27 protein-coding genes and 1 pseudogene are annotated in these 22,868 nt (G+C 71.3%); 19 read left to right on the top strand and 9 right to left on the bottom strand.

The window, feature by feature from the left end:
• The first annotated feature begins 7 nt into the window (after positions 1 to 7).
• The 6 genes from ABEB28_RS05570 (at position 8) to ABEB28_RS05545 (ending at position 5,333) form a co-directional block, all read left to right on the top strand.
• A complete protein-coding gene (locus ABEB28_RS05570; protein WP_345726882.1) occupies positions 8 to 451 on the top strand; it encodes a helix-turn-helix transcriptional regulator in 444 nt (147 codons plus the stop codon).
• A 20-nt stretch (positions 452 to 471) separates the two neighbouring features.
• The gene (locus ABEB28_RS05565) at positions 472 to 885 is read left to right on the top strand and encodes a VOC family protein (RefSeq protein WP_345726881.1); all 414 of its coding nucleotides are present in this window, start codon (positions 472 to 474) and stop codon (positions 883 to 885) included.
• Positions 886 to 935: 50 nt separating this feature from the next.
• The gene (locus ABEB28_RS05560; protein WP_345726880.1) at positions 936 to 1,730 is read left to right on the top strand and encodes a VOC family protein; all 795 of its coding nucleotides are present in this window, start codon (positions 936 to 938) and stop codon (positions 1,728 to 1,730) included.
• A 133-nt stretch (positions 1,731 to 1,863) separates the two neighbouring features.
• Positions 1,864 to 2,502: an SRPBCC family protein gene (locus ABEB28_RS05555; protein ID WP_345726879.1), complete on the top strand. Its 639-nt coding sequence runs from the start codon at positions 1,864 to 1,866 to the stop codon at positions 2,500 to 2,502.
• 151 nt (positions 2,503 to 2,653) lie between these two features.
• On the top strand, positions 2,654 to 4,852 hold the full coding sequence (locus ABEB28_RS05550) for a malate synthase G (protein WP_345726878.1): 2,199 nt from the start codon (positions 2,654 to 2,656) through the stop codon (positions 4,850 to 4,852).
• A gap of 22 nt (positions 4,853 to 4,874) precedes the next feature.
• Positions 4,875 to 5,333, top strand: coding sequence for an acyl-CoA thioesterase (locus ABEB28_RS05545; RefSeq protein WP_345726877.1), 459 nt, complete (start codon positions 4,875 to 4,877; stop codon positions 5,331 to 5,333).
• Here the strand turns inward: ABEB28_RS05545 and ABEB28_RS05540 are convergent.
• Complete coding sequence (locus tag ABEB28_RS05540) at positions 5,317 to 6,111, bottom strand: helix-turn-helix domain-containing protein (RefSeq protein ID WP_345726876.1); 795 nt, start codon at positions 6,109 to 6,111, stop codon at positions 5,317 to 5,319. The genes ABEB28_RS05545 and ABEB28_RS05540 overlap by 17 nt on opposite strands.
• 106 nt (positions 6,112 to 6,217) lie before the next feature.
• On the opposite strand from ABEB28_RS05540, the gene ABEB28_RS05535 reads away from it, so the two are divergent.
• The 3 genes from ABEB28_RS05535 to ABEB28_RS05525 all read left to right on the top strand — a co-directional run bounded on the left by ABEB28_RS05535 (position 6,218) and on the right by ABEB28_RS05525 (position 8,417).
• Positions 6,218 to 6,589, top strand: a complete 372-nt coding sequence (locus tag ABEB28_RS05535) for a DUF4345 family protein (RefSeq protein WP_345726875.1) — start codon at positions 6,218 to 6,220, stop codon at positions 6,587 to 6,589.
• 91 nt (positions 6,590 to 6,680) lie between these two features.
• Complete coding sequence (locus ABEB28_RS05530) at positions 6,681 to 7,910, top strand: cytochrome P450 (RefSeq protein WP_345726874.1); 1,230 nt, start codon at positions 6,681 to 6,683, stop codon at positions 7,908 to 7,910.
• Positions 7,911 to 7,943: 33 nt separating this feature from the next.
• Positions 7,944 to 8,417, top strand: a complete 474-nt coding sequence (locus tag ABEB28_RS05525) for a pyridoxamine 5'-phosphate oxidase family protein (RefSeq protein WP_345726873.1) — start codon at positions 7,944 to 7,946, stop codon at positions 8,415 to 8,417.
• 42 nt (positions 8,418 to 8,459) lie between these two features.
• Here ABEB28_RS05525 and ABEB28_RS05520 read toward each other — a convergent pair whose 3' ends face one another.
• The 3 genes from ABEB28_RS05520 to ABEB28_RS05510 form a co-directional block, all read right to left on the bottom strand.
• A complete protein-coding gene (locus tag ABEB28_RS05520) occupies positions 8,460 to 9,272 on the bottom strand; it encodes a hypothetical protein (RefSeq protein WP_345726872.1) in 813 nt (270 codons plus the stop codon).
• On the bottom strand, positions 9,269 to 9,820 hold the full coding sequence (locus ABEB28_RS05515; RefSeq protein WP_345726871.1) for an RNA polymerase sigma factor: 552 nt from the start codon (positions 9,818 to 9,820) through the stop codon (positions 9,269 to 9,271). Before ABEB28_RS05515 ends, ABEB28_RS05520 begins: the two co-directional genes overlap by 4 nt.
• A gap of 253 nt (positions 9,821 to 10,073) precedes the next feature.
• Positions 10,074 to 10,277, bottom strand: a complete 204-nt coding sequence (locus tag ABEB28_RS05510) for an SDR family oxidoreductase (protein ID WP_345726870.1) — start codon at positions 10,275 to 10,277, stop codon at positions 10,074 to 10,076.
• A 42-nt stretch (positions 10,278 to 10,319) separates the two neighbouring features.
• On the opposite strand from ABEB28_RS05510, the pseudogene ABEB28_RS05505 reads away from it, so the two are divergent.
• Together ABEB28_RS05505 and ABEB28_RS05500 are read left to right on the top strand one after the other, a co-directional pair.
• Positions 10,320 to 11,125 (top strand): annotated as a pseudogene (locus ABEB28_RS05505) (mycofactocin-coupled SDR family oxidoreductase).
• Between the two features lie 119 nt (positions 11,126 to 11,244).
• Positions 11,245 to 12,087: a DUF2382 domain-containing protein gene (locus ABEB28_RS05500; protein WP_345726869.1), complete on the top strand. Its 843-nt coding sequence runs from the start codon at positions 11,245 to 11,247 to the stop codon at positions 12,085 to 12,087.
• A 126-nt stretch (positions 12,088 to 12,213) separates the two neighbouring features.
• Here the strand turns inward: ABEB28_RS05500 and ABEB28_RS05495 are convergent, their stop codons facing one another.
• Positions 12,214 to 12,810 (bottom strand): class I SAM-dependent methyltransferase, encoded by a 597-nt coding sequence (locus ABEB28_RS05495; RefSeq protein WP_345727051.1) that lies wholly within the window; start codon positions 12,808 to 12,810, stop codon positions 12,214 to 12,216.
• Between the two features lie 124 nt (positions 12,811 to 12,934).
• On the opposite strand from ABEB28_RS05495, the gene ABEB28_RS05490 reads away from it, so the two are divergent.
• Positions 12,935 to 13,240: a hypothetical protein gene (locus ABEB28_RS05490; protein WP_345726868.1), complete on the top strand. Its 306-nt coding sequence runs from the start codon at positions 12,935 to 12,937 to the stop codon at positions 13,238 to 13,240.
• Position 13,241: 1 nt separating this feature from the next.
• Here ABEB28_RS05490 and ABEB28_RS05485 read toward each other — a convergent pair whose 3' ends face one another.
• Positions 13,242 to 13,787 (bottom strand): TetR/AcrR family transcriptional regulator, encoded by a 546-nt coding sequence (locus ABEB28_RS05485; RefSeq protein ID WP_345726867.1) that lies wholly within the window; start codon positions 13,785 to 13,787, stop codon positions 13,242 to 13,244.
• A gap of 91 nt (positions 13,788 to 13,878) precedes the next feature.
• Here ABEB28_RS05485 and ABEB28_RS05480 point away from each other — a divergent pair, with 91 nt between their 5' ends.
• From ABEB28_RS05480 to ABEB28_RS05455, 6 genes are all read left to right on the top strand, one after another.
• Positions 13,879 to 14,340: a nuclear transport factor 2 family protein gene (locus ABEB28_RS05480; RefSeq protein ID WP_345726866.1), complete on the top strand. Its 462-nt coding sequence runs from the start codon at positions 13,879 to 13,881 to the stop codon at positions 14,338 to 14,340.
• 131 nt (positions 14,341 to 14,471) lie between these two features.
• Positions 14,472 to 15,332 carry a HalD/BesD family halogenase gene (locus ABEB28_RS05475; RefSeq protein ID WP_345726865.1) on the top strand — a complete coding sequence of 287 codons (861 nt, stop codon included), beginning with the start codon at positions 14,472 to 14,474 and terminating at the stop codon, positions 15,330 to 15,332.
• Between the two features lie 21 nt (positions 15,333 to 15,353).
• Positions 15,354 to 16,187, top strand: coding sequence for a class I SAM-dependent methyltransferase (locus ABEB28_RS05470; RefSeq protein ID WP_345726864.1), 834 nt, complete (start codon positions 15,354 to 15,356; stop codon positions 16,185 to 16,187).
• Positions 16,188 to 16,199: 12 nt separating this feature from the next.
• Entirely contained in the window at positions 16,200 to 17,969 is a 1,770-nt protein-coding gene (locus ABEB28_RS05465; RefSeq protein ID WP_345726863.1) for a choline/carnitine O-acyltransferase, read from the top strand.
• Positions 17,970 to 18,045: 76 nt separating this feature from the next.
• Positions 18,046 to 19,644 (top strand): serine/threonine-protein kinase, encoded by a 1,599-nt coding sequence (locus tag ABEB28_RS05460; protein WP_345726862.1) that lies wholly within the window; start codon positions 18,046 to 18,048, stop codon positions 19,642 to 19,644.
• Positions 19,645 to 19,678: 34 nt separating this feature from the next.
• Positions 19,679 to 20,041: a DUF4440 domain-containing protein gene (locus ABEB28_RS05455; RefSeq protein ID WP_345726861.1), complete on the top strand. Its 363-nt coding sequence runs from the start codon at positions 19,679 to 19,681 to the stop codon at positions 20,039 to 20,041.
• 20 nt (positions 20,042 to 20,061) lie between these two features.
• On the opposite strand, the gene ABEB28_RS05450 is transcribed toward ABEB28_RS05455, so the two are convergent.
• Entirely contained in the window at positions 20,062 to 20,874 is an 813-nt protein-coding gene (locus tag ABEB28_RS05450) for an ROK family protein (protein ID WP_345727050.1), read from the bottom strand.
• Between ABEB28_RS05450 and ABEB28_RS05445 the strand changes: the two genes are divergently transcribed.
• A complete protein-coding gene (locus ABEB28_RS05445) occupies positions 20,755 to 21,909 on the top strand; it encodes an epoxide hydrolase family protein (protein ID WP_345726860.1) in 1,155 nt (384 codons plus the stop codon). The genes ABEB28_RS05450 and ABEB28_RS05445 overlap by 120 nt on opposite strands.
• Before the next feature lie 63 nt (positions 21,910 to 21,972).
• Here the strand turns inward: ABEB28_RS05445 and ABEB28_RS05440 are convergent, their stop codons facing one another.
• On the bottom strand, positions 21,973 to 22,377 hold the full coding sequence (locus ABEB28_RS05440) for a DUF3618 domain-containing protein (RefSeq protein WP_345726859.1): 405 nt from the start codon (positions 22,375 to 22,377) through the stop codon (positions 21,973 to 21,975).
• The gene (locus ABEB28_RS05435) at positions 22,374 to 22,787 is read right to left on the bottom strand and encodes a phage holin family protein (protein WP_345726858.1); all 414 of its coding nucleotides are present in this window, start codon (positions 22,785 to 22,787) and stop codon (positions 22,374 to 22,376) included. The genes ABEB28_RS05440 and ABEB28_RS05435 overlap by 4 nt, the downstream gene beginning before the upstream one ends.
• Positions 22,788 to 22,868 lie beyond the last annotated feature (81 nt).

The following is a 22,868-nucleotide window of genomic DNA, read 5'->3' as shown; positions in this document are numbered from 1 at the left end:
TGGAACGATGGGGTACGTGGAACTCGGGCGTGCGGAGGCGCAACGGTTGCGGGGCATCGCCGCGATCCGTCGTGTCCGGGACCGGATCGACCGTGAGTACGCCAAGCCGCTGAACCTGGAGGCGCTCGCCCGCGGGGCGCACATGTCGATCGGCCACCTGAGCCGGGAGTTCCGCCGCGCCTACGGTGAGTCTCCGTACTCCTACCTGATGACCCGGCGGGTCGAACGCGCGATGACGCTGCTGCGCCGCGGCGATCTCAGCGTCACAGACGTGTGTTTCGAGGTCGGCTTCTCCTCGCTGGGCACGTTCAGCACGCGGTTCACCGAGCTGGTCGGCGTGTCGCCGAGCGTCTACCGCCGCGACCACTCCCAGGCCGCGGCGGGCATCCCGCCGTGTCTGAGCAAGCAGGCCACCAGACCGGTCAAGAATCGAGAAGCCCGCGCCCGGTAGGAGTGCCTAGCGTGACGGGCATGAACATCACGATTCAGCACGCCTTCCTTCCGCACACCGACCCCGAGGCCGCTCTGGGCTTCTACCGCGACATCCTGGGCTTCGAGGTTCTGGCCGACGCCGGTTACGAAGACATGCGATGGATCACCGTCTGCCCGGTCGGACAGCCCGGCACCTCGATCGTGCTGCACCCACCGGCGGCTGACCCGGGGATCACCGACGACGAGCGCCGCACGATCCTCGAGCTCATCGCCAAGGGGGTCTACACCGCTGTCACGCTCGGCACCGACGACCTCGACGGGCTCTTCGACCGCCTCCAGGCGGCGGGTGCCGACGTGGTCCAGGAGCCCATCGACCAGGACTACGGAGTCCGCGACTGCGCCTTCCGTGACCCGGCAGGCAACCTCATCCGCGTCACCGGCACCCCGAAGTGAGCGAGCCCGTCCGGCTCCCACCCCGCCCGAGCAGCAGGAAGGACCCAGCGATGCCGCTCTCCGTCGACACCGTCACCCTGGGCGTGCCGCAGGTCGAAGCCGCGCGCGTCTTCTACACGTCGACGTTCTCCGCCACCGCCGATCAGCACCCTGACGGCCTCGACCTCCGCGGCACCGGGCGGCTCGCCCTCCACCAGATCGACTCGCTCGCCGCTGCCTGCGGTGCGACGCCGACGACCTCGGGCTTCCGTGGCTACGTCCTGTCCTCCATCGTCACCCAGCCCGCCGAGGTCAGGGCCCTCCTCGCGGCCGCCGACGGCAACGGCGCGACGGTCGTCAAGCCGGCGAAGAAGCAGTTCTTCGGCGAGTTCACCGCCGTCTACCAGGCTCCCGACGGAGCCGTGTGGAAGCTGGCCGCGGCCTCCAAGAAGGACAGCGATCCGGTTCCCGACCCGCCGCAGCCGACCGAGACCGCCGTCTACCTGGGCGTCGCCAAGCCGAAGGCGTCGAAGGCGTTCTACGAAGCGCTGGGCATGAGCGTCAACCACGACTACGGCGACAAGTTCATCGACTTCACGATCGCCGACGGCGTGTGCCGGCTGGGGCTGCTGCCGCGGAAAGGGCTCGCGAAGGACGCCGGCGTCGACGAACACGGCGACGGCTTCTCCGCGCTCGTCCTCACCCACACCGCCGCCTCCCGGGACGACGTCGACGCTCTGCTCGCCGCCGCGGCCTCGGCCGGTGGGCGGGTCACCGCCGCGGCTGCCCAAACCGGCCAGGGCGACTACGCCGGGTACTTCACCGATCCCGACGGCTACCACTGGAAGATCGCCACGCAGGCCTGACCGCGCCGGACGTCGCGTCGAGGGCCGGGCACACCGTGCCCGGCCCCCGCCGAAGCTCGTGTGGAACGGCTGTCGATTTTTGGGGCCCCCGTTGGTTGTACTGACGCAACAGTCCGACGAAACGGAGACAGAGATGCCCGAGACCTATCGCTGGGACGGCACGCTTCCGGCCGACACGGCCACTACCTGGGACGCGGTCACCCGCCACACCGCCGGATGGCAGTGGCACATCGAGTACGAGCCGCGGCTCGGCGGAACCGAGCGCGGTCTCACCCCCAACGGCGGGACGGTCACCGCCTGGCAGCCGGGTCGACACTTCCGGACCCGGGCCGAGGGCGCCGATGGCTGGTTCAACGAGCTGGACCTGCGGCTGGAGGACGGCGGGGACCAGGGCACCCACCTGCACCTCACGCACACCAGCTCGGACCTCGCCGACGATCTCCAGTACGCCCAGTGCGCGGCCCACACCAACTTCTACCTGCACAGCCTGGAGGCTTACCTGCGGTGGTTCGCCGGGCGTGACCCGCAGTCGGTGGAGGTGAACGTGCCCGGCTCGTTCGCCGAGGTCTGCGACCGGATCGGTGCGCGCGGCAACGTCTACTACCGGACCCTGAATTTCCTCGGTCTGCGGGACGACGACACGATCGTCCGGGTCTTCGGCCGCGACGTGTGGGGTGATGCAGTCGGCGTCTCGGTGCACTCCTTCACCGAGGGCGCCGGTGCGGCGGAGTGGCGGGCGTGGGCCGAGGGTCTCGCGCCGGTGCGCGTTTGACGGAACGCTAGCCTCCGACGCGGCGCGAAAGGGCCGGGCCGCGCGGGTCCGGTCCTCGTCGCGGGCGTCGCGGGGCGCGGATCGACACCCGAGGGGTACGGTCGTTTACTGCGAGACGACGACCGGAGTGCGCCGAGCGGAGGCTGACATCGTGAACGACGAAACCGCCGGCCTCCAGGTCGACCCCGCGCTCCGCGCCTTCGTGGCCGACGAGCTGCTCGACGGACTCGACCTGGAGCCGGCCCGCTTCTGGTCGACCGTCGCCGGCCTGCACGAGCAGTTCGCCGGGCGGGTCGAGGAGCTCCTCCGCCGCCGGGACGAACTGCAGCAGCAGATCGACGCCTGGCACCGCGACCACGGCGCCGGCGACGTCGAGACGCTCGAAGCGTTCCTCACCGAGATCGGCTACCTGCTCCCGCTGGAGGAGCCGACGGTCACGGTCTCGCGGGTCGACCGGGAGATCGCGGAGGTCGCCGGTCCGCAGCTGGTGGTGCCGGCGACCGTGCCCCGGTACGCGCTGAACGCGGCGAACTCCCGCTGGGGTTCGCTCTACGACGCGCTCTACGGCACCGACGCGCTCCCTACCGACCACGAGCTGACGCCCGGCTACGACGAACGGCGTGGCGCACAGGTCATCGCGGAGGCCGACCGCCTGCTCGACCGCTACTTCCCGCTGGCGGGCGCCGGCCACGCCGACGTCGTCGCCTACCGGGTGTCCTCGCCGGGTGAGCTGGCCGTCGACACCCGGGAGGGCACCACCGGGTTGGCGGACCCGACCCAGTTCGCCGGGCACCGGCAGGGCGGAGTGCTGCTGCGCCGGAACGGCCTGCACCTGGAGCTGGTGATCGACCCGTCGACCCGGGTGGGAGCCCAGCACCACGCCGGGGTGTCCGACGTCGTGCTGGAGTCCGCGGTGTCCACGATCGTGGACCTGGAGGACTCGGTCGCGACGGTGGACGGCCCGGACAAGGTGACCGCCTACCGCACCTGGCTCGGCCTACGCACCGGCCGGCTGACGGCGACGTTCGACAAGGGCGGACGCTCGGTGACGCGCGCGATCCACGGGGACCGCACCTACGTCGGCGCCGACGGCGACGAGTACACCCTCCCCGGGCGGTCGCTGCTGCTCGTGCGCAACGTCGGCCACCACATGCGTCTGGACGCCGTGCGCACCGCCGCCGGCGATCCGCTGCTGGAGGGGGTTCTGGACGCTCTGGTCTCGGCGGTCGCCGCACTGCACGAGCTGCGCGGCCACGCCGAGTACTCGAACACCCGGACCGGCAGCGTCTACATCGTCAAACCGAAGATGCACGGCCCGGACGAGGTGTCGCTCTCGGTCGACCTGCTCGCCGCCGTCGAGGAGGCGCTGGGCCTGGAGCCCACCACGCTCAAGATCGGGATCATGGACGAGGAGAAGCGCACCTCGGTCAATCTCGAGGCGTGCGTCGCCCGCGCGGCCGACCGGGTCATCTTCGTCAACACCGGCTTCCTCGACCGCACCGGCGACGAGATCCACACCGACTTCGAGGCCGGACCCGTGGTGGGTAAGGACGACCAGAAGTCGCAGACCTGGCTGCGCACCTACGAAGACCGCAACGTCGACGTGGCGCTGCGCGCGGGGTTCGCCGGGCAGGCACAGATCGGCAAGGGCATGTGGGCGAAGCCCGCGGCCATACGCGAGATGCTGGACACCAAGGGCGGCCACCCGAAGGCGGGGGCGAACACGGCGTGGGTGCCGTCGCCGACCGCCGCGACGCTGCACGCGCTGCACTACCTGGAGACCGACGTGCATGCCGTGCAGGAGGAGTTGCGCCGACGGCCGCTCGCCGACCGGCGGGACCTGCTCGTGCCGCCGGTGCTGCCCGACGGCGGCGCGGCCCTCCCCGAGGAGCAGAGTCGCCACGAGCTGGAGACCAATGCCCAGTCCATCCTGGGCTACGTGGTGCGCTGGGTCGGGCTGGGCATCGGCTGCTCCACGGTGCCGAACCTGGAGGGCGTCGGTCTGATGGAGGACCGCGCGACGCTGCGGATCTCCAGCCAGCAGATCGCGAACTGGTTGCACCACGGGCTGGTGACCGAGGCCCAGGTCCGCGAGACGTTCGCCCGGATGGCGGCGCTGGTCGACGACCAGAACGCCGACGAGCCGGGTTACCGGCCGATGAGCGACGACCTCGAGGCCAGCCCGTCGTTCCAGGCCGCTCTGGACCTCGTATTCTCCGGGAGGCAGGAGCCCAACGGCTACACCGAGCGCGCGCTCACCACGTGGCGGCAGCGCGCCAAGGCGACGCCCGGTGGCGACGAGGCGCAAGCGCGCAGCGCAATCCTGACCGACCAGGCCCCGACCCCTTGAACGAGCCAGGAGACAACGGTTAATGGGTGTTCCAGCTGCTGATTTTGTCCTTCCCTGGCGCGCCCGCTACTACGAGATCGACCAACAGGGTGTGGTCTTCAACGCCTGGTACCTGGCCTGGTTCGACGAAGCGATGTCGGCCTTCCTCGCCGACCGCGGTCTGGGCGGCGACGCGATGGTGGCCGCAGGGTTCGATGTCCAGCTGGTCCGGTCGGAGATCGACTGGCGGGACGGCGTCCGGTGGGGTGACTCGGTCGAGATCGTCGTCCGACCGGGCCGCATCGGCACGACGAGCTTCGACGTTCACTTCTGCGTCCGCAGGGACGGCCGAGACACCTGCACGGCCCGGATCGTGTACGTCTCGATCGCGTCGGACGGATCCGGGAAGACGCCGGTGCCGAGCGCTCTTCGCGCCGTCCTGACCGGCGAGACTTCCGAAACCGGCAGTGCTGCGGCCGTCGAACTCAGTCGCAGATCGTGATGTCCGTGCCGAGCAGGTGACGCGGCGGCAAACCGAACATGGCGTGGAACGAGCTCGTGTAGTGCGACGGGCTGGCGAAACCGGCGTCGACCGCGGCGGTGGTCAGGTCGGCACCGTCGCGGATCCGCGTGGCGGCTCGGCCCATCCGCAGCCACAGGCGGTAGCGCCGGAAGCTGGTGCCGGCCGACTCGGCGAACAAGTGCAGGAACCGTGACGTGGACAGGCCGACGAGCGCAGCCAAGTCGGCGGCGGACACGTCGCTGCGGTCGGCGTGCTCGTGCAGCATGTCGACGGCTTTGCGGATCCGCGGGTCCATCCGGTCGGGCGCTCCGTCGCCCGGGGTGGCGTCGGCGGGGTGATCCGACCCGCTGGCGGCATCGAGCCAGCGTTCGGCCGTCCGGTCGGTGAGGTTCCCGGCGGTGGCGACCAGGACGTCCTCGTACCGGTGCTGGTAGGCGATCCCGCCGTCGGTGGTCGTCATGGCGCGTCGGCAGCCGTGGAATCGCGCTGAGGCCGGGTCGAGGTAGCAGAACGCCATCCGGTCGGCCTCGGCGATGACCTGATGCGTCAACCGCGGCGGGATCAGGGCGCTGCGCGCCACCGGGCCGGGCCGGGCGTCGACGCCGACCGTGAACGTTCCGCCGACGGCGACCACCAGGCAGGCCACCGAGCCGCGATGCGGGTCGAGCCCGAGTGCGGTGCCGACGTACACCGCCTGGCCCGGCCACAGCCACAGTCGGGGCCGGTAGCACGTTCGTGGAAGCGGCATCTCCGGCATCGGCCCATGGTGGCAGGGAACGCGAGTCCACGAGCAGACGGAGTACCGAAATGCGGCGGCATGTGCGGAAGGTCGAAACGGTCGAGGCCGGAAACGAGGCGAGGGCGTGACCAGCGGTGTCCTCGTCGCCCTCGCGGTGCTGTTCGCGGGGATGGGCGTCCTCGGCCTGGCCGCACCGGCAGTGCTGGTCAGACCGTTCGGCATCACGCTGACCGGTGCGGCGGCCCGCACCGAGATCCGTGCGGTCTACGGCGGGTTCGGCGTCGCGATCGCCGTGGTGTTGATCCTCGCGGTCGCCGATCCCGGCGGTATCCGCGCCGGCGCCGCAACCGCGGTGGCCGCGGCGTTGCTCGGCATGGCCGGTGGCCGGTTGGTCGCGCGGGCCGTCGACGTGCCCCGCGGCTTCTACCCGATCTGGTTCTACTTCTGGGTGGAGGTCGCCGGCGCCGCCGCGCTCCTGCTCGCCGTCTGGACGTGACGATTGTCGCGCAAACGCCCACAGTGGAATGTGTCATCCTCTTCAGGCAACGACAGCGGCACTGCAGTCCGCCCCGCAGAGGAGCCGAGTGATGGTCAGTGAGCTCGCGGCGAGCTTCGATCCATTAGGAACGCACGGCGAGGATCCGTACGCGTTCTACGCGCAGGCCCGACGCGAGGAGCCGGTCTTCTACTCGCCGCGGCTCGACGCCTGGGTCGTCACGCGCTTCGGCGACGTCGACGCGATCCTCAAGAATCCGGAGGGGTTCTCCTCGGTCAACAGCCTGCGGCCGCTCCGGGACCTGTATCCGGCGGCGTCGGCGGTGCTGGCCACCGGATACCCGCAGCGGCCTGACCACGTCACCTCCGACGGCCAGGACCACCGCCGTCTCCGCACGCCGTACGTCCGGCACCTGACGACGCCCGGCCTCGTCAAGGAGCGGGAAGCAACCATCCGGAAGCGAGCCGACACCCTCGTCGACTCGTTCGCCGACCTCGACGGCGCCGACCTGGTCGCGCGGTACGCGGGGCCGCTGCCGCTGGAGACCGCCGCGGAGCTGTTCGGCTTCGCGCCCGACGACGTTCCGCTGGCCGACGCGGGCAGCAGGGCGCTGTTCTCCCTGGGCAGTCCGGACAGCACCGAGGACGAGGAGGAGCGGGCCGCCGTCACCGTGCTCGCGTTCCAGCAGCTCCTGGCCGAGTACGCCCGCCGCCGGCACGCCACTCCGACGGGCGACCTCATCAGCGACGTCGTCGCCGCGCTCGTACCCGGCGCCGAGCCGCTGACGTTCGACCAGGAGGCGGAGCTGGTCGCCACGTTCGGTAGCACCTTCGGCGCCAGCCACATCACCACCGCCGACGGCATCGGCAGCGCCCTCCATCTGCTTCTCGCCCACCGCGACCAGTGGGAGCTGCTGTGCGAGCGGCCGGAACTGGTGCCGAACGCGGTCGAGGAGGTGCTCCGGTTGGAACCACCGATCCCGACCATGTTCCGCCGCGTCACCCGCCCGGCCACGGTCGCGGGTGTGGACCTCCCGGAGGGCGTCGACGTACTGCTCGCCTTCGCCGCCGCCAACCGCGACGAGGAGCGTTACCCCGACGCCGACCGGTTCGACGTCACCCGAACCCCGAGCCGCCACTTCGCGTTCGGAGCCGGTGTGCACACCTGCGTCGGCGCGGCGCTGGCACGCGTGCAGATGCGCGTCGCGCTGCAGACGCTGATCGAGCGCCTGCCCGGCCTGCGGTTGGTGCCGGACCAGCGCGTGCAGGTGCGCAGGTCCATCAACGTACGGGGGCCGCTCGCGCTCGAACTGCGCTGGTGACACGGCCCAAGACCCCGTGACACGATGCCGCACGTGAATTCTCCGTCCGGGGACCTGACCGCCCTTGCGAGAGCCATCGTCGACACGAACCTCTACCTGACGCTCGGCACCGCCGACTCGGCGGGAACACCCTGGGTCTCTCCGGTGTGCTTCGTGGCCGATCGCTATCGGGACTTCTACTGGGTGTCCAAGACCGATGCCCTCCACTCCCGCAACGTGGCGGTCCGGCCAGCGGTGAGCATCGTCATCTACGACTCGACGGTGCCGGTGTACCAGGGCCGGGCCGTTTACCTCCAAGCCGTCGCCGTCGAGGTGCCCGCCGCCGAGCTGGATGCGGGCGTCGAGGTCTACAACCGACCGGCCGCCGAGCGGGGCGTGACCCGGCTGGAGCGGAGCGACGTGGAGGGTTCGGCGCCGTACCGGCTGTACCGGGCCACGGCCACGCAACACTTCACACTCGATCCGAACGGTCGTGACCTGCGCGTACCGGTCGCCCCGTCCGCCTGAGCGGCTGGCTGGGCGGTCTCGCCGGGTGGCGGACGGCGTGCGTCAGGACGGCCGGGTGGGCTGGACGTCGCGCAGGACCGTACCGTCGCTCAGGGTGAGGTCGTAGTGGACGATCGTCTTCGGGTCCCACCGACCGCTGGCGGGAGGCTTCTCGGTGTCGAACGCCGGGCCGGGCCACCAGGCGGCGTACCACCCGTTCTGCACCGACGCCTCGACCGTGAACTTCCCGGCGCGCACCGTCACCCCGGTGACGTCCGGGCCCACGGACCCGTCGGTGACCGAGGCATCGCCGAACTGGCTGAACCCGCCCTCGACGAGCGCCCGCGGAGGGGCCTTCTGGGTCGGCCCGCTGCTGCCGGTGATCCCGGCGCCGATCATGTCGACGTCGTCCGAGCCGACGGGGTTGCTCGCTAGGCACTTCCCCGACACGTCCGGATTGTCCGTGCGGTAGAGCAGGACGACGAACTCGCCACGCCGCTCCGCCAGCGCCAGCCGAGCCCGCTCCAGGTCGAGGGAGCCGCCGCGCAGCTGACGTCGGCACTCCGGCGCGACCGCGTCGATCTCGTCCTCGCTCAACGTCCTGGGCTCGGGCGTCCACGACGCGTAGGCCTGCTCGTCGTTCCCGACCTGTAGGAACGTGGCCGCTCCCACGAACACGGCGCCGACGACCGCCGCCGCGACGAGCAGCCGGCGGCCACGTGACCTCGGGTGTCCGGGCGGGCCGGCCGGAGGTGGGGTCGCCAGGATCCGCTCCAGCGCGCGGGCCGCATGGTGATGCTCCTCGGCGGAGAGGTCGGCGGTGGCGGGGTCGAGGGTGCGCAGGGCCGCCCGGAGACGGGTGTCGTCGACGTTCACAGCTGGGTCCCTATCGGCGTCGATGAAGCCTCGGCGGTGTCCAGGTGCCGGCGCAGTGCGCGCCGGGCGCGGAGTAATCGCAGGCGGTAGGCGGTGGGGGTGATGCCGAGGACGCGGGCGCCCTGCGGTGAGGCGAGGTCTTCCAACCAGGTCAGGGCGAGCACCTCCTGCTCGGCGGCGCTCAACCGTCGCCAGGCCGCGGCCAGGTCGAGCCGCTGGTCGGTCACGCGCGCGTGGTCGTCGACGCCCTCGGAGAACGGCACCAGCGTGGTCTCCGCGAGGCGGACCGCCAGCGCGTCCCGGCGTTCCTGGCCGCGATGAAGGTTGAGTAGGCAGTGGCGGGCGATGCCGAACAACCATGCCCGCAGGTCGTCGGCGCGGTCGGGCGCGTCGTCCAGCCGCCGCCAGGCCACGAGGAACGCGTCGGCGACGACGTCCTCGGCGTAGGAGGCGTGCACACGACGCTGCACGAAGCGCAGCACGGCGGCGTAGGCGTCGGCGTAGAGCGCTCGGAAGCGTTCCTCACGGGGACGTTGCAGTCGTTCCACATCCCTTACCTGTCCTGCACCGCAACAAGTGTTTCGCGCCCTGTCCCGCCGGCGGTGGCCATGCCGCCCGCCCAAATCTCGTCGTCGATGGTGTCGCGGACCTCAGCACAGGAACCCACTCTGCACGACGGTCATCAAGCTGCCGCATCCCGGGCAGCACGGCAGGTGGTTGTCGCGCACTCCGGGCGGACGCCCACCGCCGGCCTAACCGGCGTGCCCTGCCCGGCGCGACTGGGCAGGACACGCGCGGTGCTCACCCGATGCGGTTGACGAAGCCCGCGTCGACGGGGAGGTTCGTGCCGGTGACGTAGCGCCCCTCGTCGGAGAGCAGGAACGCCACCGCCGCACTGACGTCGGCCGGTTCGATCATGTCGACCGGCAGCGCGTTGCGCAGGTGGACGCCCTTGTCGACCTGGGTCGCGAGGAACGCCTGCATGGCGTCGTTCGTCGAGATCATCCGCCGCTGAGCCCGCACCGCCCGCCGACGAAAGGAAGACCCATGACCGGTCGGCTCGCCGACAAACGTTTCCTCCTCACCGGCGCCGCCCGGGGGATGGGGCGCAGTCATGCCGTGCGGTTGGCCGAGGAGGGCGCGGACCTGGTGCTCGTCGACCTCTGCCGGCCGCTGCCGGAGCTGGAGTACCCGCTCGGCACCGAGGACGATCTGGCGGAGACCGCGCGACTGGTCGCCGGCCTCGGTCGCCGAGTGGTCACCGCGGTCACCGACGTGCGGGATGCGGCGTAGCTGACGGCGGCGGTCAACGAGGCGGTGGCGGAGCTGGGCGGCCTCGACGGCTCGGTCGCCAACGCGGGGGTCATCACCGCCGGCACCTGGGGCACCACGACCCCGAGGACTGGCGGACCGTCCTGGACGTCAACCTGATCGGCGCCTGGAACACCTGCGTCGCCGCCATCCCCCACCTGCTGGCCCGGGGCGGTGGCAGCCTCGTCAACATCAGCTCGGCGGCCGGCATCAAGGGCAGCCCGCTGACGACGCCGTACACCGCGTCGAAACACGGGATCGTCGGCATGAGCCTGGCCCTGGCCAACGAACTCGCCGCGTCGAGCATTCGCGTCAACACCGTCCACCCGACCGGCGTCGCGACCGGGATGGCACCGATGTCGCTGCACGGACTGCTCACCGACGGGCGGCCGGACTTGAGCCCGATCTACCAGAACGCCCTTCCGGTGCCCCTCGTCGAAGCCCGCGACGTCAGCAACGCGGTGCTGTACCTGCTCTCCGACGAAGCGCGGCACGTCACCGGCACCCAGCTCAAGGTGGATGCCGGCGTGACGATCCGCTGATCCGGAGCGCTCCTCCCGTACGGACAAAAGGAACGTTGAGGACGTTTCGCAACACTACGGGCGGCTACTCGATGCTCCCGACGAGGTATGGAGCGTGAGCGAAGGAAGGAGCACTGCTGGTGTTGACCAAGGAGCAGCTTCCACGGGTGATGAACGCGACCGCCTGCGACCCCGCCGGGGACAAGATCGGCACGATTGCCCAGGTCTACCTGGACGAGGAGACCGACCAGCCGGAGTTCGCGACGGTCCGGACCGGCATGTTCGGCACGAAGGAGTCGTTCGTGCCGCTCGCCGACGCGGAGATCCGTGGCGGCCAGGTCGTCGTCCACGTCGACAAGGAACAGGTGAAGGCCGCACCGACGATGGAGCCGGAAGGTCCGGCGGGCGGGCTGACCGAGGAACAGATCGACGAGCTGTACCGGCACTACCACCTCGAGTCCCCGCACCACGCGGCCACGTCGGACACGTCGGACACGTCCGCGCCGTTCGGAGCGCCGATGACCCACGGCACCAGCACGGCGAGCACGGCGAGCACGATGCCGCCGAAGCCCGGACCGGGCCTGCACGCGACGACCCGGCGTCCGGGCGCCGGCGACGCGATGACCCGCTCCGAGGAGCGCATGCGGGTCGGCACCCGGTCGGAGGAGACCGGCCGCGTCCGCCTGCGCAAGTACGTGGTGACCGAGCACGTGCAGCAGACCGTGCCGGTCTCGCACGAGGAGGTCCGGCTCGAACGCGAGCCGATCACCGCCGCCAACCGGGACGCCGCACTCTCCGGCCCGGAGATCACCGAATCCGAGCACGAGGTGGTGCTCCACGCCGAACGGCCGGTCGTGCGCACCGAGACCGTGCCGGTGGAACGCGTCCGACTCGCCAAGGAGAAGGTCACCGACACCGAGACGGTGCACGGCGAGGTCCGCAAGGAACACATCGACTACGACGGACCCGAGCGCACCCGCTGAGGCCGGTTGCCCCGAGGCGCTCTTGCGGGCGCCTCGGCGGCACCGTGCCCTTGTCGTTGTCGGATCCTGAACCCCTGGAGGTTCAGGATCCGACAACCACGAACAGCGAGGATCCGACAACCACGCTCAGCCCCGGCGGCGGAGCACGGCCACCAGGAAGTCGGACTCGGGCGTGAGCGGACGCAGGTCCCAGGTGCCGAGCAGGAGGTCGGGGGTGAGGCCGACCTCCGCGACGTCGGTGAGGAAGTCCTCGAACGGGTAGCCGCGGTCGGCGCCGAAGCCGACCACCGCCCGGCCGTCCGGGGCCAGCTGGGCGGCGAAACCGCGCAGCACCGCCACCCGCGTGCTCGGGGCCACGAACGTCATGACGTTGCCCGCGCAGACCACCACGTCGAAGCCGGATGCGGGCAGCTCCAGCAGCGCCAGGTCGCCGACCGTCCAGATGGCGTCGGGATATTGAGCCTTCGCCTCGGCGATCAGCGTCGGGTCCAGGTCGACGCCGGTGACCTGGTGTCCGACGCCGGCCAGGTAACCGCCGACGCGGCCGGTGCCGCAGCCGGCGTCCAGGATTCGGGCGGCTCGCGGGACCATCGCGTCGATCAGGCGGGCTTCTCCGTGCAGATCGACGCCGCGCTCGGCCAGGTCGCGGAACCGCTGGATGTACCACGCGGAGTGGTCGGGATTCTCCGCGATCTTGCGCAGCCAGAGGTTCTCCTCGGTCACGGCGCCCCTCTTCTCCACGGCGGTCACCTCATTCCTACCCGGTGCCCTCTCTACCCTTGGATAGAGGGCGCGCTCCCCCGGCGGAACGACGAATCGGATGCCCGGTGTTCGTACCGTCGAACGCATGAGCACTTCGCGTCCGAAGCACCTCGTTCTCGCCGCCGCGCTCACCGGCGTCGGCGGTCTGGCGCTCGTCGTCCTCGGCTGGTGGATCGTCGGCTGGGAGTACCGGGGCGACTGGGGACGCCTCACGGACTTCTCCTGGTGGGTCGGTGGGGTCCTGCGTGGGCTCGGCTTCCTGGCGTACGGCAAGGCCGGTCTGAAGATCGCGCTGGGCTGCGTTGCGGCCGTCGTCGCCGCGCTCGCCTGGCTGCGCAGCCGGCGACACCACCGAGCCGCCCAGCCGGAGCCGGACGCAGCGACCGAGTGAGTCAGTTGCGGGTTGCCAGTAGCGCGGCGGCCGTCGCGCGCGCATCGGCCGCGGCGTCCGGGGACCGGTGGATCGCGGCGGCGACGATCGCCCCTTCGGCCAGGAGGTAGAGGGACCGGGCCAGGGCTGCCGGGCGACCCGCGTCCGCGACCAGGCCGGCCAGGCTGTCGGCGAACGCCTGCTTGTGAGCGCGGACCTCGTCGGCGACCGCGGGGCTCGTCGCGCCCAGCTCGCCGTAGGCGTTGATCCAGGCGCAGCCGCGGAAGTCCGGAGTGGCGAACCAGTCGTGCAGCCAGTCGAACACCGCGAGGATCCGCGCGTCGGCGTCGGAGTGCGTGTCCACGTGCTGCCGGAGCGAGGCCAGCCAGCGCTGGTCCCGGCGCCGCAGGAACCCGACGACGAGCTCCTCCTTGCCGCCGTAGAGCTGATAGATGCGCTTGAGCGGGACGCCGGACGCGGACCGGATGGCGTCCATGCCCACGGCCTGGATCCCGCGCGCGTAGAACAACTGCTCGGCCGCGTCCAGCAGCTGGTCTCGATCCGTCACGGGTCACCTCGGCGATTGCGGTGAGAACGATCGTTCTCTACCGTAACGCCCGGCGGAGAACGATCGTTCTCGCCCCCGAGACGGAGGACGCATGACCGCGCAACGACTCCCGCTTCCCCCTTTCGAGCTGGCCACCGCACAGCAAAAGGTGCAGGCCGCCGAGGACGCCTGGAACACCCGCGACCCGGAGCGGGTCGCCGGCGCCTACACGGTCGACTCGGTCTGGCGGAACCGCGACACGTTCGTCACCGGCCGGACCGAGATCATCGCGTTCCTCACCGCGAAGTGGGAGCGAGAGCTGGACTACGCACTGCGCAAGAACCTCTGGGGCTTCCGCGGCAACCGCATGGCGGTGCGGTTCCAGTACGAGTGCCGCGACGCGTCCGGCCAGTGGTGGCGCAGCTACGGCAACGAGCTCTGGGAGTTCGACGAGAACGGCCTGATGCGACGCCGGGAAGCCAGCATCAACGACGTCCGGATCGACGAGTCGGAGCGGTGGATCTTCGGACCTCGTCCGGCCGAGGAGCACGGACGGGAGTTCCCACTCCACTGAGGCGCCACGGAGGGCGACAGCATCCGTGTGAAGAGTCACAACTACTCGCCAGTAACCTCCGTTTGCGGCCATTGTGCTAGATCTAGCCGCATTCCCCATGGGACCGACGGAGGTCCGAGGAGGCGAGTGAGATGGTCGCACCGGTCGGCGCCGACATCGAGCACGTGGTCGACATCGGACGGTATCCCTTCTCCGAACCACAGAGTGGACACTGGCACGACGTGGTCGAGAAGGTCCGTGCCGAGCTGGCCACCGACGGCTGCAGCGTGGTTCCGGGTTTCGTCCGCCCGGACCTGCACGAGACGCTCCGAGCCGAGGGCGCCGCGATCGCCCCGCTGGCGCACTACGAGATGGAGACCGTCAACGTCTACAACATCGACGTCGACGCCGACCTGCCTGCGGACCATCCGGCGCGGATCCCGATGCGACGCGAGAACGCCTTCACCGCCCGCGACCTGATCCCGCGCGACACGATCATCCACCGGCTCTACCGCGACCGGTCGTTCCGGACGTTCCTCGCCGCCTGCTTCGGCCTGCCGGAGATCCACGAGCTGGGTGATCCGCTCGCCGGACTCGTACTCAACGTGGTCGCGCCGGGCTTGGGCCACCCCTGGCACTTCGACACCAACGAGTTCGCGGTCAGCCTGCTCACCCAGGCCCCCGAACACGGCGGGGTCTTCGAGTACTGCCCGGACATCCGCTCGGCGAGCGCGGAGAACTTCGCCGACGTGCGCGCCGTCCTCGAAGGCCGCGACGACCAGCGGATCCGGCGGCTGACCTTGCGCCCCGGCGACCTGCAGCTGTTCCGGGGCCGGTACTCGCTCCACCGAGTGACCACCGTCCGGGGCGAAACCCAGCGGCACACCGCGATCTTCTCCTACTCCGAGCGCCCCGGCGTGGTCGGCAACTCCGTCCGCACCCGGCAGCTGTTCGGACGTGTCCTGCCCGAGCACCGCGCCACCGCCGTGCGCGTCGATCAACTCCTCGACTGACCTCGCAAGGGAGGCCACGCCTTGTCGCAGGAAGACCACGACCACACCGGCAAGTTCTCGTTCGATCACATCTACACCGCCCCCGACCCCCGCTCCTACTTCACGACGCTCCGGCAGCTCGAATACAACATCCCGGGCATCGCGCGCCCCCACTTCGCACGCCTGATCGCTGAGTACCGGGCGGTGCACGGCGTCAGCACGCCCAAGGTCCTCGACCTCGGCTGTTCCTACGGGGTCAACGCGGCCTTGCTGCGGTGCGACACCACGATGGCCCAGCTGTACGAGCGCTACGGCGCCGCTCTCGGCGTCGGCCGCCACCGCACCCGCGACGAGCTGATCGAGGCCGACCGGCGTTTCGTCCGCGACCGGCACCGCAGCGACCAGGCCCGGTTCGTCGGCCTGGACGTCTCGCAGCCGGCCCTGGACTACGCGGTGGCGGCAGGCTTCCTCGACGACGCGCTCGTCGCCGACCTGGAGGCCAACGAGCCCACCGAGGTCGAACGCGCGGTGCTGGCCGGCACGGATCTGGTGATCTCCACCGGCTGCATCGGCTACGTGACCGAGAAGACGCTGCTCCGGATCGTCGAGGCCGCCGGGGGACGTCGACCCTGGATGGCCCACTTCTGCCTCCGGATGTTCCCGTTCGACGCGATCGCCGGGCACCTGGACGACCTCGGCTACGAGACCGTCCGGATCGACCAGCCCTTCCGCCAACGCCGATTCGCCACCGCGCACGAGCAGGCGTCCGTGCTCGACCGGCTGACCGAACTCGGCCTGGACGCACGGGGCTTGGAAGCCGACGGCTGGTTCTACGCTCAGCTCCACATCTCCCGCCCGCGCCCCGAATCCCAGTAGGAGAAGACGCCCGTGCCCGAGTGGTCCACCCGCACGTTCGGCAACGAGGACCTGCTGCCGCGCGTCCCGCTGCCCACCCTTGAGGACACCTGCGATCGGTTCCTGCGGTGGTGCGCCCCGCTGCTGACCGCCGACGAGTACGCCCGGACCGAGGCGGAGATCGCCGCCTTCCTCGCCCCCGACGGTCCCGGCCGCCCGCTGCACGAAATCCTGGAGAAGTACGACGCGACCGAGGGCGTCCACAGCTGGCTCGACACCTTCTGGCCCTACCGCTACCTGGGCCGCCGCGATCGGATCGCCCTCAACGCGAACTTCTTCTTCCTCTTCCGGGACGCGCCCCTGAGCCAGGTCGAGCGCGCCACCGCGCTGATCGTGGGCGCGCTCGCGTTCAAGCACGACGTCGACACCGAGGCGCTGCCCCCGGCGGTCCAGCGTGGCGTGCCGCAGACGATGGAGCAGAACAAGTACCTGTTCTCCACCACCCGCATCCCCGGCGCGGTGCAGGACAGCGTCCGTGGTCCGTACGGCAAGGGATGGGACGGTCCGTCCCGCGCCCGGCACATCCTGGTCCTGCACCGAGGCAACCTCACCAAGCTCGACGTCCTCGGACCCGACGGCGCGCCCTACGCCGCCGACGAGATCGCCGCCGCCCTGAGTTCGCTGCTCGCCGCCGATCCGCCCCGCAACCCGCACCCGGTCGGGCACCTCACCACCAAGGCGCGCGCCGCGTGGGCCGCCGACCGCGAAAAACTGCAAGAACTCAACCCCCACACTTTGGACGACGTGGAAAGCGCACTGTTCTGCGTCGACTTCGAAGACGTCGTGCCGGCCAGCGATCTGGAGGCCGCCGACCAGCTACTGCACGGCGACTCGGGGAACCGCTGGTTCGACAAGGCCGTCTCGTTCGTGGTCTTCGCCGACGGCCGGGCCGGTATCAACGTCGAACACTGCGAGCTCGACGGGACGACGATCCTCGGCTTCGTCGACTACGTGCTCGGCGCCGACACCGCGGCGCACACGCGTCGAGCGGGCGCCCGCTCGCAGGGCACGCCGACCGCGTCCGGCCTCGACTTCGTCCTCGACGACGCGCTGCGGACCTCGATCGCCGAGGCCGCCGAGTCGTTCGCCGAGTACGCCGCCGCCACCGCGACCGACGTCCTGACCTTCGCCGACTTCGGCTCGAACCGCGCCAAATCGCTGGGCGTCTCCCCCGACGCCTTCGTGCAGATGGCCTATCAGCTGGCCCACCGGCGGGCGAAGGGCCTGACCGGCGCCACGTACGAGTCGATCGCCACTCGTCAGTACCGGCGCGGGCGCACCGAAGCCATGCGGGTGGTGACGCCCGAGGTGCTGTCGTTCGTCGCCGCGATGGACGATTCGTCCACCGACAAGGCAGCCCGCAAGGCCGCCTTCCTCGCCGCCGCCGCGGCCCACGTCCGGCGAGCCAAGGAGTGCCAGGTCGGGGATGCCCCCGAGCAGCACCTGTGGGAGCTCCAGCTGATCCAGCGCCGAGCCGGTGGACCCGAGCCGGCGCTGTTCAGCTCTCCCGGCTGGTTGATCTCCCGCGACGACTACCTGAGCACGAGCTCCGCGCCGTCGACCGCGATCGACTACTTCGGCTTCGGCTCGACCAGCAGCCAGTGCATCGGCGTCGGTTACGTCCTGCTGCCCGACCGGCTCGCCGTGCACCTGAGCACCCCGCGCGCGGTGGCCGACGGGATGGCCGCCTTCGCCGAGCACCTCGACCTCGCCCTGCGGGAGCTGACGAACCTCTTCGCCTGATCGAGGCCCGTTCCCCGGGTCGCTCCTGGTTGCCTGCGCTTCATAGACTCCTGGTTGCGACACGTTTGGGGAGTACATGGATGCGGTGGGCCACCTGATCGGTGGCCGCTACCGGCCGATCGCGGAGATCGGCCGGGGCGGCATGGGCGTGGTCTGGCGCGCCCTCGACGAGCGGCTGGGCCGAGAGGTAGCGGTCAAAGCGCTGGCGGTACCGCCGCTGTCCACGGACGCGGAGCGCGCGGCGATGGTCGCCCGCGCGATGCAGGAAGCGCGCACGGCCGGTGCGCTCGACCATCCGAACATCGTCGCGGTGTACGACGTCGTCGAGGAGGCCGGCCAGCCGTTCATCGTAATGCGCCTGGTGCGCGGGCACTCGCTCGACCGGGTCGTCGCGGCCGCCGGTCCGTTACCGCCCGACATCGCCGCGCGCCTCGGGCTGACCGTCCTGGACGCGCTGGCAGCCGCCCATCGGGCCGGCGTGGTGCACCGGGACGTGAAACCGGCGAACGTCCTGATCCAGCCGGACGGGACCGTGCTGCTCAGCGACTTCTCGATCGCGTCGGCGCTCGGCGGCAGCGCACGCACCGCCGCCGGTGTGCTGCTCGGCACGCCCGGCTACATCGCGCCCGAGCGCCTGATCCAGGGCACGGCGGGTCCGCCGGCCGACCTGTTCGCGCTCGGCGCCACGCTCTACGTCGCAGTCGAGGGCGGCGAGGCGTTCGAGGCCGCGGATGCGCTCTCCGGGTTGTTCGCCGTCGCCACGGCGCCCCACCGCCCGCCGGTCCGCGCCGGGGCGCTCGCGCCGATCATCGACGGTCTGCTGGCCAAGGACCCGGCGCAGCGCCCGGACGCGGACGCGACGGCCGAGGCGCTGCGGGCCATCGCCGCGCCGAACGGACGGGCGCCGGGCGCGCTGCTCGCCGCGACCGCGGCGCTGGCCCTCGGCCCGGACCCGCCCCGGCCACCGCTGCGTCCGACGAGCATCGAGCCCATGCCCCCGTTCGTCGGCGCGCCGGCCGTGGGCGCGCCGCCCGGGCGGCCGCAGCGGCTGCTCGGGCCAGGCCGGCCGCGGGTCGTGCTCGCCGCCGCCGGTGCCGTGCTGCTGCTCCTGCTCGCGCTGGCCGCGTACGCGATCACCTCGCTCGGCGACGGGAAGGGCTCCGACCTCACCGCCACGACCGCCGATCCCACGCCGAGCTCGTCGTCGAGCCCGACGCCCTCGGCGTCGCCGTCCGCAAGCCCGCCCGCCGGTCTCTCGTCCGACGAGGCCGCGTTGTGGAGCGGGCTCCCCGGACGAGGGATCGACAAGCAGACCTGCCGGTCGGGGCCCGATCCCGACGGCTCCGACGTCGACGCCACGATCGTCTGCGACACGGTCGGTGCGCTGCGGACGCAGGTCCGCTTCTACCGCTTCGAGAGCCAGCAGGACTTCGTCTCGCACTTCGAGGAGATGAACGACGACAACCCGGACGGCGCGGAGCACTACTGCGCCAACGGCGGCAGCGAGGGGTACGGCGACTGGGGCCAGCGCGGCACCGTGGCCTGCTACTGGACGGACGGTGGTTGGTGGATCAATTGGGGCGACCGGGACACGCTCGTCGGCGCCGAGTTGCAGGACTACGACACGGACGCGGTCGCGACCTGGTGGAGGCAGAACAGCGCGCTCTCGGGCTGACCGCAGGTCCAACTCTCACCGGGAGGTTTAGCTGATGAGTTCCGACGAGGTGACCACGCTCGAGGAGCAGGGCTGGCGCGCACTGGCCTCCGGCCCCGCGGCCGCGCTCGAGTTCTACGAACGCGTTCTGGACGACGCGGTCCTGATGCTGCTGCCGGGCGGTCTCGCGCTCGACGATCGGGACACCATCCTGAAGTCGATGTCCGGGCAGCCCTGGGCCTCCTTCGAGCTGTCCGACTGGCGGGTCGTCCGGCCGACTCCGGACACCGCGGTGGTCGCTTACCGCGCCGACGCCCAGCGCGACGGCAGTGCGCCGTACTCCGCCTTGATCAGCAGCGTCTACGTCCGTAGGCAGGACGGCTGGAAGCTGACGGTCCACCAACAAACACCCTGCTGAGCGCCGCCGTCGCGCCGGTCTCACGAACCGCCTTCGCGCGCGTGGAGGTCGTGCCAGTCGGCCAGTGCCGCCTCCGACGTCAGGTGATCCAGGCCGACGGCGGCGGCTCCGGAGAGCGCGCCGTGATCGCGGTGTGCGGCATCGATCACGCGCGGCGGCCGGTCCCGATGAAACGTCATCAGCCCGGCGGTATAGGCGGTGTCGAAGGCGTCCGTCGCGGCGGCGCGGAGCGGGATGGCGAGCCCGTCGAGGGTCACGATGTCGGGATCGTGGAGATTGGCCAGTCCGGCGGTGCCCCGGGCGAGCGCGGCGGCGACCCGCGCGACGGCCGCTGCGGCGTCGGGGTCTCCGCGCTCCGCACGGTCGAGCACCGACTGCGCGTAGTCGTATGGGTCGTCGGGCGCCTCGTCCGCGAGGTGACGGGCGAGCGCACGACCGTCGACCTCCAGGTCCCAGCAGGCGGCGGCCCCGCAGGGGCACCGCTGGCCGGGGGTGCCGAACGGCGGGTGGCCGACCTCGCCGCCAGCACCGGAAGCGCCGGTCAGCGGCCGACCGTTCACCACCAAACCGCCCCCGACGCCGACGTCCACCAGCAGGTGCAGCGCCGTGCGGGCGCCCGCGGCGGCACCGGTACGGGCTTCGGCGACGCCGGCCAGCGTGGCGTCGTTCCCGACTCCTCCTGTCCGACCTCTGACGACATTCCCGGAGTACCGATGGTTCTCGAGCTCTCGCCCTACCGAGTGAGCGTGCCGGAGTCCGACCTGGCCGACCTGCGCACCCGGCTCGCGCGCACGCGCTGGCCGGAGACCGCGCCGGTGGCCGGGTGGGCTCAGGGCGTGCCCCTGCCCGCCCTCGCGGACCTGTGCCGCTACTGGGCCGACGGCTACGACTGGCGGGTCACCGAAGCGCGGCTCAACGCGGTGCCGCAGTACCTGGTCCGGGTGGACGGCGTCGACCTGCACGTGCTGCACGCACGCTCCCCGCATCCGGGAGCGTTCCCGCTGGTGCTCACCCACGGCTGGCCGGGATCGGTGCTGGAACTGGCCGGGCTCGTCGGCCCGCTCACCGATCCGGTGCGCTACGGCGGCACCGCCCAGGATGCGTTCGACGTGGTGATCCCGTCGCTTCCCGGCTACGGCTTCAGCGGCAAGCCCACCGAGCCCGGCTGGGGAGTCGAGCGGATCGCCGGCGCGTGGGCGACGCTGATGGCCGGGCTCGGGTACTCCCGGTACGGTGCGGCCGGGAGTGACTGGGGCACCAGCGTCTCCAGCCTGCTCGGCACGCTCGACGCCGAGCACGTGGCCGGTGTCCATCTCGTCCCACCGCTCGCGGGTCCGGACCCGTCCGATCAACTCACCGACGACGAGCGCGACGCGCTGGCGCGGCTGCACGAGCGCGGACGATCCGCCTCGGCCTACTCAGAGGTGCACCGCACCGCGCCTCAGACCCTGGGTTACGCCCTCGTCGACTCTCCCGCCGGCCTCTGCGCCTGGCTGGGTGAGAAGCTGCTGACCTGGACCGACACCTCTTCGGCCGGATTCGACGGCCTGTCCAGGGACCAGGTCCTCGACCAGGTGACGCTGTACTGGCTCACCGGCTCGGCCGCGTCGTCGGCCCGCCTGTACGCCGAGAGCATCGAGCGGGTCTCGGGCTGGATCACCGGAGCCGCCACGGACCCGGTTCAGGTGCCGGTCGGCGCCTCGATCTTCCCCGCCGAGGTGCCGCGCCCGTCCCGCCGCTGGGCCGAACGGCGCTATCCGGACATCCGCTACTGGGCGGAGCACCGGCGCGGCGGCCACTTCCCCGCCCTGGAAGTCCCCGACCTGCTGGTGAACGACGTGCGCGCGTTCTTCCGCCTGGTGCGCTGACCGATCCGACCGGAACGCCGGCCTGGCGATCGCTCGCCGGGCCGGCCGGAACGTTCCGGTAGGTCAGCGGCCCGGCAGTCGCCGGTACCACGGCGCGGCGGCGCGGCGGCGCCGACGGCGGAGGCCGAGGAGGATCAGCGTCGCCAGGACTGCCGCACCGGCGGCGGCTCTGGCGGAGCCGCGGGTACGCGGGCTGGTGGCGGAGACCTTCTCGCGGGCGGTCAGTGCGTAACCGCGGGCCTGCCCTGCGGCGGGGGCGGCTTTCGCGCGGATCTGCGTGGTGACCCGACCGGCGGCGGCCGTCGCCGCTTGCCGACGCTCGGCCAGCCGGGACTTGGCCCGGCCGCGGAGGTCGGTCTTGGCGGCCAGCGCGTCGACGGTGTCGCCGAGGTCAGCGCGTGTTTCGGAGATCTCGGCTCGCAGTACGTCGGGATTGTCCGTCGATGGGGGACGGTGGGTAGGACTCATCGCTGTGCGTGCTCCTTTACGGTTCGGACGTCACGTTTGACGCCCTCGACGGCTTCGGTCGGCACTGGCGGCCCGGCCTTCGCCAGGTTCTTCTTCCCGAGCAGCGCGACGACACCGGCCACCAGGAAGAGGACGACGGCGACGATGAGCGCTGCGGCCCACACCGGCAGTGCCAGCGCGAGCGCGGCGATCACGGCGGTGAGCAGGGCGGCTACGCCGTAGAACGCGAGGACGCCCGCGCCGCCGAGCAGGCCGGCACCCTTGCCGGCCTTCTTGCCCTTTTCGGTCAGCTCGGCACGGGCGAGGGCCAGCTCGTCGCGCACCAGAGTGGACATCTGGGCGGTGAGGCGAGTGACGAGTTCGCCGGTCGATAGCGACTCGGTCGCGGGTCTGGACGACGGTTGGCTCATGAGGACTCCTACGGTCGGGGGTGGGGACTCGTCACGCTCGTGCGCCTACTACCCGCCGATCCACGCAGAGTAATCACGACT

Origin of the sequence: Cryptosporangium minutisporangium, assembly GCF_039536245.1 — a bacterium.
GTDB classification, from domain to species: domain Bacteria; phylum Actinomycetota; class Actinomycetes; order Mycobacteriales; family Cryptosporangiaceae; genus Cryptosporangium; species Cryptosporangium minutisporangium.
This window is presented reverse-complemented; position numbering and strand designations above follow the sequence as displayed.

What these genes read in the sequence shown, in the direction of transcription:
- ABEB28_RS05490 (WP_345726868.1), top strand. Translation starts at nt 12,935, where the DNA reads ATGAGCACTTCGCGTCCGAAGCACCTCGTTCTCGCCGCCGCGCTCACC.
- ABEB28_RS05560 (WP_345726880.1), top strand. Translation starts at nt 936, where the DNA reads ATGCCGCTCTCCGTCGACACCGTCACCCTGGGCGTGCCGCAGGTCGAA.
- ABEB28_RS05475 (WP_345726865.1), top strand. Translation starts at nt 14,472, where the DNA reads ATGGTCGCACCGGTCGGCGCCGACATCGAGCACGTGGTCGACATCGGA.
- ABEB28_RS05530 (WP_345726874.1), top strand. Translation starts at nt 6,681, where the DNA reads ATGGTCAGTGAGCTCGCGGCGAGCTTCGATCCATTAGGAACGCACGGC.
- ABEB28_RS05510 (WP_345726870.1), bottom strand. Translation starts at nt 10,277, where the DNA reads ATGATCTCGACGAACGACGCCATGCAGGCGTTCCTCGCGACCCAGGTC.
- ABEB28_RS05545 (WP_345726877.1), top strand. Translation starts at nt 4,875, where the DNA reads ATGGGTGTTCCAGCTGCTGATTTTGTCCTTCCCTGGCGCGCCCGCTAC.
- ABEB28_RS05435 (WP_345726858.1), bottom strand. Translation starts at nt 22,787, where the DNA reads ATGAGCCAACCGTCGTCCAGACCCGCGACCGAGTCGCTATCGACCGGC.
- ABEB28_RS05460 (WP_345726862.1), top strand. Translation starts at nt 18,046, where the DNA reads ATGGATGCGGTGGGCCACCTGATCGGTGGCCGCTACCGGCCGATCGCG.
- ABEB28_RS05440 (WP_345726859.1), bottom strand. Translation starts at nt 22,377, where the DNA reads ATGAGTCCTACCCACCGTCCCCCATCGACGGACAATCCCGACGTACTG.
- ABEB28_RS05480 (WP_345726866.1), top strand. Translation starts at nt 13,879, where the DNA reads ATGACCGCGCAACGACTCCCGCTTCCCCCTTTCGAGCTGGCCACCGCA.
- ABEB28_RS05555 (WP_345726879.1), top strand. Translation starts at nt 1,864, where the DNA reads ATGCCCGAGACCTATCGCTGGGACGGCACGCTTCCGGCCGACACGGCC.
- ABEB28_RS05455 (WP_345726861.1), top strand. Translation starts at nt 19,679, where the DNA reads ATGAGTTCCGACGAGGTGACCACGCTCGAGGAGCAGGGCTGGCGCGCA.
- ABEB28_RS05445 (WP_345726860.1), top strand. Translation starts at nt 20,755, where the DNA reads ATGGTTCTCGAGCTCTCGCCCTACCGAGTGAGCGTGCCGGAGTCCGAC.
- ABEB28_RS05540 (WP_345726876.1), bottom strand. Translation starts at nt 6,111, where the DNA reads ATGCCGGAGATGCCGCTTCCACGAACGTGCTACCGGCCCCGACTGTGG.
- ABEB28_RS05565 (WP_345726881.1), top strand. Translation starts at nt 472, where the DNA reads ATGAACATCACGATTCAGCACGCCTTCCTTCCGCACACCGACCCCGAG.
- ABEB28_RS05570 (WP_345726882.1), top strand. Translation starts at nt 8, where the DNA reads ATGGGGTACGTGGAACTCGGGCGTGCGGAGGCGCAACGGTTGCGGGGC.